Here is a 10,631-nt window from a genome sequence, read left to right on the forward strand (position 1 = left end):
GGTGAAGAGGTGACATCGGACGACGGCAGCGCGACCCCCGATGCGGACCACGGACGTGGACACGAATCTCGTTTGTTGCGCGATCTTCTCGAATCGGCTTCCACCGGGGACCGTGCCGCGTTCACGCGTCTGTACGACCTGACGAGTTCGCGCATCTACGGGCTCGCGTTCCGCGTCGTCCGCGACCGCGAATACGCGGAGGAGATCGTGCAGGAGGCCTACCTGCAGTACTGGCAGAAGGCGGGCCAGTACCACGCCGCCCGGGGGTCGGTCCTCACCTGGATGATGACCATCGCCCATCGTCGCGCCGTCGATCGCGTGCGCACCGAGCAACTCCAGCAGGAACGGATGTCCGACTACGGCGCTGCCTCGGTGGAAACTCCACGCAACATTCCGCTCGAGGTGGTTGTCCACGCCGACGAGGCGCGTACGCTACGGACGTGCCTCGGCGAGCTCACGGAACTGCAACGAAGCTCCATCGAGATGTCCTACTTCGGCGGTCTGACCTATCCGGAGGTGGCAGAGCAGACCAAGACCCCCTTGCCCACCATCAAGTCACGCATCAGGGACGGCCTACGCCGCCTGAAACAGTGCTTGGGGACGCAGGAGGATGTCTGAACTGACCATGACAACCACTGACACGGATCCCGATGACCGCATGTCTGCCTGGCTCGACGATCACATCGAGCTGTATGCCGTTTCCGCTCTGACTCCGGAGGAGACCCTCCGCGCGGAACGGGAACTCGCCGCGCTCCCGCCGGACGCACGATCGGCCTATGAGGACCGGATCGTCGAGATCCACACCGCGATGGCCGGATTCTCGAGCACGTACGCACTCGAGACGCCTTCCGGCCTTCGGGGTCGGGTACTGACCCACGTCTTCGACGGGGCCGCCGGATTCGATGCGCCGACACCGCCTCCGATTCCTGAGCCCGTGCCCATCGGCGGACGCCGACAGGGTCCACAGCGGACGACGGCCGTGCTCGCCGCCGCCGCGGTGACCGTCGTCGTCGCTCTCGGCGCCGGCGTCCTGATCGGCCGCACCACGGCACCGGAACCCTCGCCCGCCGCGACCTCGGTCGGCGAGACGCAGCAGGAGGTCCTCACCGTTCTCGCGGCCGGTGATGCGACCATCACCGCCGAACCCCTGGCGGACGACCGCGGCACGATCACCGTCATCACCTCCGAGACCGCCGGCCGCGCGGTGACCCTCATCCGGGATCCGGGCCGTCCGATCTCACCGGACAGCACTTTTCAGCTCTGGCTGGTCGGCGGAGCGGAGAAACCGGTCCCGGCCGGTCTGATCCCCGGTGGCGACACCGAACCGGTCGTCGTCGACGGGCTCGGCGACGCCCAGGTGCTGGCGGTGACCATCGAGCCCGCGGGCGGTTCCCCGCAGCCGACCACGCCGATCCTGGCCCAGGTCCGTCTCTGAGCCGAGGCCGTATCGCCGAGTACGCCTGCGAACGATGCCTACACTGACGGCGGGGCCATTTCGCCGGCCGGCGCGTCCTGCGTCGGCAGAGGTGGGATGAATCAGAGAAGACAGGTGGGGCGCGGTGGGCGTGAACGGCGGACGGTTCCGGACGGTTCTGTTGACGGTGACGGCGCTACTCGCCGCGCTCGGCTGCGTATCCGCATCACCCGCCGGCGCGGAACCCGGATCGCGGGTCATCGACCGCTACGTCGACGACCCCCAGCAGACGACGCTGTTGGTGCACTCGGCGGCGATGGACCGGTCGGTCGCGGTGACCGTCCTCACGCCACGCGACCGGTCTCGACCGGCTCCGGTTCTGTACCTGCTCAACGGGGCCGGCGGCGGCGAGGACTCGGCGACCTGGGACGCCCGGACAACATACAAGAAGTACTTCGCCGACAAGAACGCCTACGTGGTGACGCCGATCGGCGGCGCCTTCTCGTATTACACGGACTGGCAGCGTGACGATCCGGTACTCGGCCGCAACAAGTGGCAGACGTTCCTAACCGAGGAACTCCCGCCGATCATCGACGAGGAGTTCCCGACCACCGGCGCGAACGCCATCGCAGGTATCTCGATGGCGGGGACCTCGGTGCTCAATCTGGCCATCGCCGCCCCGGGGCTCTATCGATCCGTGGCCGCGTTCAGCGGCTGTGCCCGGACGAGTGATCCGGCCGGACAGCAGTACATCCGGATGGTCGTCGAGGATCGTGGCGGGGCGAACATGGTCAACATGTGGGGCCCGCTGAGCGGACCGGGGTGGCGTGCGAACGACCCGTACCTCAACGCCGAGAAGCTGCGGGGGACCAAGGTGTACATGACCAGCGGGACCGGCCTGCCCGGTTCGCACGAGCGGCTCGGGGATCCGAGTATCGACGGCAGCGCCTTCGACCTGGTCAACCAGGCCGTCGTGGGTGGCGGCATCGAGGTCGCCATCGACATCTGTACCCGTCAGATGGTGCAGCGGATGCGCGCACTCGGGCTGCCGGTCCAGGTGAATCTACGTCCCACCGGTACCCACTCGTGGGGCTACTGGCAGGACGACCTGTACGCAACCTGGCCGAAACTGGCGCGCGACCTGCGCTGACCCCCGTTCCGGGATCACCGCAGGCCGCGCGTGTGACGGGTCGGTCACCAGCGATCGAGGCTGGTGTATCCGTCTTGCAGGGCGCGGGCGAAGAGGTGCGTCTTCGTCGGGGCCGGACGGCCGACCGCGGTGTACTTGGCACGGATTCGTGCGAGGTGGGTACTCACGGTCGACGCCGAGATGAAGAGCCGGGCGGCCGCCTCTTCCTTCGACTCGGCAGCGAGCCAGCCGAGCAGAACCTCGACCTCGCGGTCGGACAGGCTCGGCCGCGGCAGCGCCGCCGGTGCACGGTCGACGGCCGGGCGGTAATCCGAAAGCCGGGTGAGCCCGTTGTGGAGCATCGATTCCGGCGAGCCGACCCGGCGCTGGTCCACGGCCCCCCGGGACTGTGCGGTTCGGTAGAACTCTGAAGTGGCCGTCACTGGTCCATCCCCTAATTTCTGGCGCATCGCCCACGTCCCCCGACGCCGCACGCTCCACGCGTCATTCCCAATGATCTGAAAGTAGTGCTGCTGTCGGTCGCCCGGTAGACCCAGAAATGGGGACTCCTACTGTTCCGGCGCCGATCGCCCACTGATTCCCCACCGTTCCCCTTGTCTGCCTACTGATTCCGAACCGGGCAGTCCCTGGTCCCGATCCGGATCGACCTATTGTCGACGATCCGAAGCGCCACGACTCCGGTGCCGTTGGGGCACCGGGAGCCAGCCGTCCTCCACCGCACGCTTGAACAGGTCGACCTTCGTCCGGGTCGGCCTGCCGGCGTCTGCATACTTCTGACGAATTCGTTTGAGGTACTCGTTCACCGTCTCCGCGGACACCCCGAGGGCCGCTCCCACCCGAGAAGAGGTCTCCCCCGACGCGTACAGCGCCAGCACCTTCTGCAGCTGCGGCGACAGATCGACCGCGGCCAGCTCGGGGTCACCGTCGATGGCCGCGGCCCACTCGGTGGTCAGGACCGCCCGCCCCTTGGCGGCCGCCCGGATCGCGTCGATGATGACGGACTCCTCGGCCGACTTCAGTACCACTCCGAGCGCGCCCGCCCGGGCTGCCGAACGCAGGAGCGCCGGATGCTCACCGGATGTGTACACGACCGTGGCGACACCGGCCGCGGAGAGCGTGTTGACGTTCTCTCTGGGCGTGGTGCCGTCGTCGAGGCGCAGATCGAGCAGCACGACGTCGAGTGGCATCCCCGCGAGCACGCCCGCGACCGTGGACGCCGAGCATGCCAGCGAGATGTCGTCGACCGGGTCCAACACCCGCTCGATCCCCCAGATCGGCGAGCGGTGATCGTCGATCATCCCCACGCGGATGACACGACCCTCCGCCACCACATCGTTCGCCGTCACCGTGCGCACCTCGCCGTCGACATCCGACTCGGCGCGGCACCCCTTCGGTGCGGCGATGCGACGTTACCCTCGGGCATCGACGACGCCCCCTTCCGTCGGCTCACCGTGCGGCATTCACGCGTCTCTCAGCAATTACACAGTGTGGCGCGTCCGCACACGAGGCGAACCGTATACGACGAGTCGGACACCGGCCGCTTTCCGGCCCGGACCTGCGACAATCCGTCTCGTTTCGTCGCCTTCGGTGTCCACAGGATGGGGGACATCCGCCTTCCACGACGCCCCCGCACCCTGGCCGTGCAAGACTAGAACACGTTCTAGTCTTGCATCGATCCGTTCCAGCAGCCCCCACGTCAGAGCAGTAGAAGGAGTACCGGTGACCGCACCCTCGTCCCACGACATCCTCGGCACCACGGTGACCATGCCCGTCGAGATCCGGCATGCGCAGTGTTTCGTCGCGGGCTTCACCGCCGACGCGGCCGCGGTCCAGCGAGCGATCGACAGCGAGTCCGCACGCCCAGGCACCCTGCGTCCGCTGCGCATCCGACCGGGACGAGCGATGTGCATGCTGGTCTTCGTCGACTACGTCGACGGCGACCTCGGGCCGTACAACGAGTTCGGTGTCTGTTTCCTCGTCGACGACCCCTCGCAGCCCCCGACCTCGCCTCTTCGGGCGCTCCGCTCGCTCGCCAAGGGCGACGCACGCGCCCTCGTGCACCGACTCCCGGTCGACGGCGACTTCACCCTCGCGGCCGGGCGCGGGATCTGGGGCTTCCCCAAGACCCTGGCCGAGTTCGACGTCGACCACACCTCATCGGTCCGGCACGGCCGGCTCGAGGCCGACGGCGCGCTGATCGCGGATCTGCGGATCAAACCGGGGATCAAGGTCCCGGACACGACCGCCGACACCGTCCTGCACGCCTACTCCCAGCTCGACGGCGTCACCCGACTCACCCCCTGGCGGCTGACATCGGTGAGCGGGACCCGCACGCGCCTCGGCGGGGCGAGCCTCACGCTCGGCGACCATCCGATCGCCACCGAACTCCGCTCACTCCGACTCGGCCGGCATGCGCTGATGACCAGCTCGGTGGAGAAGATCACCATGCGATTCGAGGACCCGACCGTCGTCTGAAGTCTTTCCGGGCACCGCGATCCCCGACGCCGGGGAGAATGGTCACCATGAGCAATCTGGAAGCCCAGCCGGCCGAGGTCGAATGCCGGACCGACGCCGAAAGTGCGACCGGGTCCGGACGCCTTCGCCTCGAGGTGCTCACCGCACGCGACGTACCCCTCGGCGGTCCGCGCGCGATGACCGTTCACCGGACCCTCCCCCAACGGTCGCGGTCACTCATCGGCGCGTGGTGCTTCGTCGACCACTACGGACCCGACGACGTGGCGAGTACCGGCGGCATGGATGTACCGCCGCATCCACACACCGGCCTGCAGACGGTCAGCTGGCTGTTCACCGGCGAGGTCGAGCATCGCGACACGATGGGCAATCACGCGATGGTCCGCCCGGGCGAGATCAACCTGATGACCGCGGGACACGGCATCGCCCACACCGAGGTGTCGACGCCGGAGACCACGATCCTGCACGGGGTGCAGCTGTGGACCGCGCTTCCCGCCGATGCCGTCGACACCCCAAGGGATTTCGCCCATCACCGCCCGGACGACACCGTGCTGGACGGGGTCACTGCCAAGGTGTTCCTCGGCGAGCTGCTCGGCACCCGGTCACCGGTGCACACGTTCACGCCGCTGCTCGGCGCCCAGCTCGACTTCGCGCCCGGCGCCACCCTCGACCTCGACGTCGATCCCGCCTTCGAACACGGCATCCTCGTCGACGCCGGGACGATCGAGGTCGCCGACACCGGGGCCGCACCCCTCCAGCGCACCGAACTCGGTTACGTCGGAGTGGGCGCGTCGCGACTGACGCTGACCAACGTCGCCGACGACGAGGCCCGCGTGATCCTTCTCGGCGGCACCCCGTTCGGCGAGGACATCGTGATGTGGTGGAACTTCATCGGTCGCACGCATGAGGAGATCGTCGGATTCCGCGAAGAGTGGATGGCCCACAGCGAACGGTTCGGGCAGGTACAGGGATACGACGGAGACATCCAGCACCTGCCCGCCCCCGCCTTGCCGCACTCGCGGCTGCGGCCGCGGACGAACACGCCGGGCCGCGCCTGACGGGCGCGGCTCGGCCGATCAGTCCATCGGCAGAACCCGTCCCTGGCCGGCGAATACATTGCGCCAGTGCCAGGTCTGGGTCTTGATGTCGTAAGGCAGCAGCACGATCCAGAACGACCACCCGACTATCAGAGAGATCGGCATGAGACCGGTGATCACAGCAGCAGTCTTGTACTCGCGGTGACGCAGGTATGTGCGCGGCGCCGCCAGAGCGTATCGAAGGCTGGCCATCGGCGAAGATTTCACCCGACGATAGGACTGCGAGGCAACCAGCGAGGGTAGCCACCACATGACCTTGCCTTTCTTCTTGAACGCCAGACAGAGATCGACGTCCTCGAGCAAGTCGGTCTCGAGGAGCTGCAAGGCACGGGTCGAATCCCAATCTTCCCGGCGGACGACCATGTTCGCGCCGTATAAGTTTTCTCGTTCGCGTCCGCGATCCGCATCCGCCATGCGCCTGACTCTGCGCTCAAACCAGCCGGCAAATGGGACGTCATACGGATACGTAGCGCCCGACGCCGCCGCGACATCCGGTCGCTGTTCGAAGAAATCCACGACGGTTTGCGCCCAGTTGGGTTCTAGACGGGTGTCGGCGTCGATGCGCCCCAACAGGTCACCGATGGCAACTTCGAAACCTCGCTCACGAGCCCAGGCAACTCCAGCCCGCTTCTCCGCCACGATCCTGAGGGGTAGGCGATTTTCGAAGGTTCGCGCGATCTCGATCGTGCGGTCCGTGCAGTTGTTGTCAACGACGACACACTCGTCCACCGGATAGGTCTGAGCAGCTATGGCCTCCAGACAGGGTCCGATGGCATCTTCTTCGTCGAGGACGGGAATGATCACACTCAGCTTCGGCATCCTGGTCTCCAGTCGCAAATCCCGCTTTTCGGACCTCCCCTCCTTAGCGAACCTTACCAAGTTCGAGAGGCTTAGGCGAGGCGGAGGATTCCGGACCAGGCACAATGTCCGGGTAGACTCGGCATACCCAGCTGCCTATAGGGAGCGGCGAGTCTCATACTCGTGAGCGCGCGGCCACCAGCGACGCGTGTGTCGGCGCGTCGGGAACGTCGGCGAGCCTACCCTGAGCGAACCCCTCGCGCAGCTCGGGCAGGACCTCGCCGAGCAGGTCGAGCTGCTCGAGGACAACCTTCAATGGCAGGCCCGCATGGTCGACGAGGAACAGCTGTCGCTGGTAGTCCCCGAAGCTCTCGCGGAACGACAGCGTCTTGTCGACGAATTCGGCGGGGCTGCCCACCGTCAGCGGGGTCTGCGACGTGAATTCCTTGAGCGACGGGCCGTGACCGTAGACGGGTGCGTTGTCGAAGTACGGCCGGAACTCGCGCACTGCGTCCTGCGAGCGCGGTCTGATGAAGAACTGCCCGCCCAGGCCGACGATGGCCTGATGGGCCTTGCCATGTCCGTGGTGCTCATACCGCTCGCGGTAGAAGGCGATGAGCCGCTGGAAGTGTTCCTTTGGCCAGAAGATGTTGTTGGCGAAGAAGCCGTCGCCGTAATACGCGGCCTGCTCGGCGATCTCCGGACTGCGGATCGATCCGTGCCACACGAACGGCGCGACGCCGTCTAGCGGGCGCGGGATCGAGGTGAACGACGTGAGCGGGGTACGGAACCGGCCCTCCCAGTCGACCACGTCCTCGGTCCACAGACGGTGGAGCAGGTGGTAGTTCTCGATCGCGAGCGGGATGCCCTGGCGGATGTCCTGACCGAACCACGGGTACACCGGTCCGGTGTTCCCGCGCCCGAGCATCAGGTCGACGCGCCCGTCGGCGAGGTGCTGCAACATGGCGAAGTCCTCGGCGATCTTCACCGGGTCGTTGGTGGTGATGAGTGTGGTCGCCGTACTGAGCTGCAGACGCTGTGTCTGCGCGGCGATGTAGGCGAGGGTCGTCGTCGGCGAGGACGAGAAGAACGGCTCGTTGTGGTGCTCCCCGATGGCGAACACGTCGAGGCCGATGTCCTCGGCTTTCTTGGCGATCTCGACGATCGCCTTGATCCGTTCGTTCTCGGAGGGGGTCCTGCCCGTGGTGGGGTCCGTCGTGATGTCGCTGACGCTGAAGATTCCGAACTGCATGTCGCGCCTCCCGTTGCGTGCCGATCCTGCTGCTCTGGCAGCCTCGCCCAGCATAACCGGACCGCGGTCCGATTAATTCCGTCTCAGCGCTGGGTTAGTGTTGGCTCACTACTCCGCGGTGCCGATCCGCGGAGGCGTCGCATGAAGGGGAATCAATGAAGATCCGGAAGTCCGTCGCCGCCATCGCCATGGCCGGGTCCGCGCTGTTCGTTGCCACCGCCTGCTCATCTGAGGACGTGGACGAGGCCACCAGCAAGGTGTCGACTGCAGTTGAGTCCGCCGCGTCCGAGGTCTCCACCGCCGCCGGTGACGCGATCGACGAGGTGACCGGCCTCAGCGACTCGAGGGCCCAGGACATTCTGCGCAAGGCCGTCGACCCGGCGACACCTGCCGACGAGATCGACACCGTCGTCGACACCTCGGAGCCCGCCACCAAGGCTGCGGTCATCGCCTTCGCGAAGGGTTCGTCGGTCGCCGGCTACACCCCTGAGGTCTACACCGTGAAGGACGTCTCGAAGGACGGCGACAAGCAGGCCGTCGCCATGGTCTCGGTCGCCAGCCCGCATGCCCCGGCCCCGGTCGACATCAAGCTCACCTATGTCGACGCCGACGGCGGCTGGAAGCTCAGCGCCGACGCCGTCACCCAGCTCGCCGGAATGGCCACCGGACGCTGACACCGGCAGGCACTTCCTCCTCGCCGGTAGACTCGCCCCGGTACGGCCCGTCCAGCGAGCCGTCGAGCGAGGAGGTGCCGTGCGCGTCGACATTCCCACCCAGCCGTTCCCACCGGCGATCACCGAACGTCATGACCGATGGCCCGCGGTCAACGATCTCGACGACAACTCACTTCCCGCGGCGTCAGACTCCGCAGCAGAGGCCGCGCCTCCTGCCGAACATCAGACACCTGGGCCCTCGCCGCGGCCCGTCACACGCGTAGAGCCGCGTGTGCGCCCGGCACCGGCGGACCACGCCGCACTCCCGCCAGTGGGCGACTTCTGGGACCTGCAGATCTCCGCCGACCAGAACCCCGTTCTCGGCATCACCTCGAGCGGACCCGCCCGACCGTCGACTCGCCGGCCGGTGTCGATCATCGATTTCCGGCCGGCTCCCGCTTTCCGACCGTTGCCGTATTCGTCGCCGACGGTACGCCGTACGGTAGCGCCCGCCGCATCGCTGGCGCTGACAACCGGTTTGATCGCGGTTCCGATGACCCTCGTCCTCGGACTCGGGGCAATTCTCGGAATGGTCGCGATCGTCGCCGGCATCGTGGGGATCAGACAGGTCAGCCGTGCACCCGCGACACGTAGAGGCACCGGTCGCGCGGTCACCGGAATCGTCTGTGGCGCCGGAAGTGTCGTCGTCGGCGGGCCGATCATTTTGGTCCTGGCACTGATTTTCGGTCTTTGAACCGACACCGCCAGTTCGCAGCACCCGCACCCGCAAATACAGATTCCCGCGAATCGTCGCAAAACGAACGTAGTCCCAGACGACGAGACCCGCCCGGTGTCACCGGGCGGGTCTCGTCGTCGAGACGTTGCGTGCTGTGGGCCTAGCTGACAGCGCGAAGGCGGGGGCGCACGCTGGCGACCTCCCCGCGCTCACGCCCGAGCCATGCCTGAACCTCACCGATCACCTGCAGCCGGGCCTCGGCGGGCTCGATGTCGGCAAGCGCGGGCACGCAGTGCATCAGCGCCGCGTAAAACGCAGCGGTGTGAGACATGCCCTGGTCGGCAAGCACCGTGTCGTAGTCCTCGATACTGTCAGCGAGCTCCCCGTACGAGAGCGCCTTGTCGCCCAACCGCACCGCAGTGAGATGCGGCGTGATCGCACCACGATTCTGAATGTCGTGCAGCAGATCGTCCATGGTCAAACTACCTTTCCCCCCGCCACTTCGGCGTGACCGCGGCGTCCTCGCCTCCCCAGACGTTGGTACGTTGCGGCCCTTCCACACAGTGTGCCCTACCTCAAAGAATTTGAGGACTCCTACTTCAGCATCTGTGGCACATTCCACAAGCAAATCTGCGAGGAAAATGCAACTTCATGTTACTGGTGGGGTTCTAGTTACGGTAGTGCACTGCGAATCGTTGGTTAACTTGTTATTCACGCGCGATCGTCCCGACATTCCGGTAGATCGATACCGGACAAAGCGGTTTAGGAACCGGCGCCCTTGTCCGCTTCCATGGCCTCGATGAGGCTCTTCGGCCGGAGGTCCGTCCAGTTCTGCTCGACGTACTCGAGGCACGCAGCGCGACTGTCCTCGCCAAACACCTTGGTCCATCCGGCTGGGATGTCCGCGAAGGTCGGCCACAGCGAATGCTGGTTCTCGTCGTTGACGAGCACGTAGAAGCGACCGTTCTCGTCGTCGAATGGGTTGGTCATGGTCTTGTCCTTTCACTTTTGGGTTCGGTCGTTCTGCTCGAGACTCTGTCACCAGGGTCTCATTTCTGG

13 protein-coding genes are annotated in these 10,631 nt (G+C 66.4%); 7 read left to right on the plus strand and 6 right to left on the minus strand.

Annotated features, from left to right (window positions below):
• Nucleotides 1-9 precede the first annotated feature (9 nt).
• From sigK to GKZ92_RS17850, 3 genes are all read left to right on the plus strand, one after another.
• Complete coding sequence (gene sigK / locus GKZ92_RS17840) at nucleotides 10-618, plus strand: ECF RNA polymerase sigma factor SigK (RefSeq protein WP_155225488.1); 609 nt, start codon at nucleotides 10-12, stop codon at nucleotides 616-618.
• Nucleotides 611-1,435, plus strand: a complete 825-nt coding sequence (locus GKZ92_RS17845; protein WP_035754977.1) for an anti-sigma factor — start codon at nucleotides 611-613, stop codon at nucleotides 1,433-1,435. Before sigK ends, GKZ92_RS17845 begins: the two co-directional genes overlap by 8 nt.
• Before the next feature lie 124 nt (nucleotides 1,436-1,559).
• Nucleotides 1,560-2,564 carry an alpha/beta hydrolase gene (locus tag GKZ92_RS17850; protein ID WP_035754972.1) on the plus strand — a complete coding sequence of 335 codons (1,005 nt, stop codon included), beginning with the start codon at nucleotides 1,560-1,562 and terminating at the stop codon, nucleotides 2,562-2,564.
• 44 nt (nucleotides 2,565-2,608) lie between these two features.
• Here the strand turns inward: GKZ92_RS17850 and GKZ92_RS17855 are convergent, their stop codons facing one another.
• Nucleotides 2,609-2,986: a LuxR C-terminal-related transcriptional regulator gene (locus GKZ92_RS17855; RefSeq protein WP_155225489.1), complete on the minus strand. Its 378-nt coding sequence runs from the start codon at nucleotides 2,984-2,986 to the stop codon at nucleotides 2,609-2,611.
• 225 nt (nucleotides 2,987-3,211) lie between these two features.
• The gene (locus tag GKZ92_RS17860; protein ID WP_035755171.1) at nucleotides 3,212-3,862 is read right to left on the minus strand and encodes a helix-turn-helix transcriptional regulator; all 651 of its coding nucleotides are present in this window, start codon (nucleotides 3,860-3,862) and stop codon (nucleotides 3,212-3,214) included.
• A 421-nt stretch (nucleotides 3,863-4,283) separates the two neighbouring features.
• Here GKZ92_RS17860 and GKZ92_RS17865 point away from each other — a divergent pair, with 421 nt between their 5' ends.
• Both GKZ92_RS17865 and GKZ92_RS17870 read left to right on the plus strand, forming a co-directional pair.
• The gene (locus GKZ92_RS17865; RefSeq protein WP_035754969.1) at nucleotides 4,284-5,039 is read left to right on the plus strand and encodes an acetoacetate decarboxylase family protein; all 756 of its coding nucleotides are present in this window, start codon (nucleotides 4,284-4,286) and stop codon (nucleotides 5,037-5,039) included.
• A gap of 47 nt (nucleotides 5,040-5,086) precedes the next feature.
• On the plus strand, nucleotides 5,087-6,094 hold the full coding sequence (locus GKZ92_RS17870; protein WP_035755168.1) for a pirin family protein: 1,008 nt from the start codon (nucleotides 5,087-5,089) through the stop codon (nucleotides 6,092-6,094).
• 18 nt (nucleotides 6,095-6,112) lie between these two features.
• On the opposite strand, the gene GKZ92_RS17875 is transcribed toward GKZ92_RS17870, so the two are convergent.
• Together GKZ92_RS17875 and GKZ92_RS17880 are read right to left on the minus strand one after the other, a co-directional pair.
• Nucleotides 6,113-6,952, minus strand: coding sequence for a glycosyltransferase (locus GKZ92_RS17875; RefSeq protein WP_075863972.1), 840 nt, complete (start codon nucleotides 6,950-6,952; stop codon nucleotides 6,113-6,115).
• A 154-nt stretch (nucleotides 6,953-7,106) separates the two neighbouring features.
• A complete protein-coding gene (locus GKZ92_RS17880; protein ID WP_075863956.1) occupies nucleotides 7,107-8,183 on the minus strand; it encodes an LLM class flavin-dependent oxidoreductase in 1,077 nt (358 codons plus the stop codon).
• A gap of 155 nt (nucleotides 8,184-8,338) precedes the next feature.
• Between GKZ92_RS17880 and GKZ92_RS17885 the strand changes: the two genes are divergently transcribed.
• Together GKZ92_RS17885 and GKZ92_RS17890 are read left to right on the plus strand one after the other, a co-directional pair.
• Nucleotides 8,339-8,857: a DUF4878 domain-containing protein gene (locus tag GKZ92_RS17885; RefSeq protein ID WP_075863957.1), complete on the plus strand. Its 519-nt coding sequence runs from the start codon at nucleotides 8,339-8,341 to the stop codon at nucleotides 8,855-8,857.
• 79 nt (nucleotides 8,858-8,936) lie between these two features.
• Entirely contained in the window at nucleotides 8,937-9,590 is a 654-nt protein-coding gene (locus tag GKZ92_RS17890; protein WP_075863958.1) for a DUF4190 domain-containing protein, read from the plus strand.
• A gap of 142 nt (nucleotides 9,591-9,732) precedes the next feature.
• Here the strand turns inward: GKZ92_RS17890 and GKZ92_RS17895 are convergent, their stop codons facing one another.
• Complete coding sequence (locus tag GKZ92_RS17895) at nucleotides 9,733-10,047, minus strand: hypothetical protein (RefSeq protein WP_075863960.1); 315 nt, start codon at nucleotides 10,045-10,047, stop codon at nucleotides 9,733-9,735.
• Nucleotides 10,048-10,334: 287 nt separating this feature from the next.
• Nucleotides 10,335-10,562: an MbtH family protein gene (locus GKZ92_RS17900; protein ID WP_075863961.1), complete on the minus strand. Its 228-nt coding sequence runs from the start codon at nucleotides 10,560-10,562 to the stop codon at nucleotides 10,335-10,337.
• Between the last annotated feature and the right edge of the window lie 69 nt (nucleotides 10,563-10,631).

Origin of the sequence: Gordonia sp. 135 (assembly GCF_009720185.1) — a bacterium.
In the GTDB taxonomy this organism is placed as follows: domain Bacteria; phylum Actinomycetota; class Actinomycetes; order Mycobacteriales; family Mycobacteriaceae; genus Gordonia; species Gordonia alkanivorans.

Excerpts from the sequence above, each read along its gene's own strand:
- GKZ92_RS17845 (WP_035754977.1), top strand. The coding sequence starts at position 611 with ATGTCTGAACTGACCATGACAACCACTGACACGGATCCCGATGACCGC.
- GKZ92_RS17860 (WP_035755171.1), bottom strand. The coding sequence starts at position 3,862 with ATGATCGACGATCACCGCTCGCCGATCTGGGGGATCGAGCGGGTGTTG.
- GKZ92_RS17870 (WP_035755168.1), top strand. The coding sequence starts at position 5,087 with ATGAGCAATCTGGAAGCCCAGCCGGCCGAGGTCGAATGCCGGACCGAC.
- GKZ92_RS17875 (WP_075863972.1), bottom strand. The coding sequence starts at position 6,952 with ATGCCGAAGCTGAGTGTGATCATTCCCGTCCTCGACGAAGAAGATGCC.
- GKZ92_RS17880 (WP_075863956.1), bottom strand. The coding sequence starts at position 8,183 with ATGCAGTTCGGAATCTTCAGCGTCAGCGACATCACGACGGACCCCACC.
- GKZ92_RS17885 (WP_075863957.1), top strand. The coding sequence starts at position 8,339 with ATGAAGATCCGGAAGTCCGTCGCCGCCATCGCCATGGCCGGGTCCGCG.
- GKZ92_RS17895 (WP_075863960.1), bottom strand. The coding sequence starts at position 10,047 with ATGGACGATCTGCTGCACGACATTCAGAATCGTGGTGCGATCACGCCG.
- GKZ92_RS17900 (WP_075863961.1), bottom strand. The coding sequence starts at position 10,562 with ATGACCAACCCATTCGACGACGAGAACGGTCGCTTCTACGTGCTCGTC.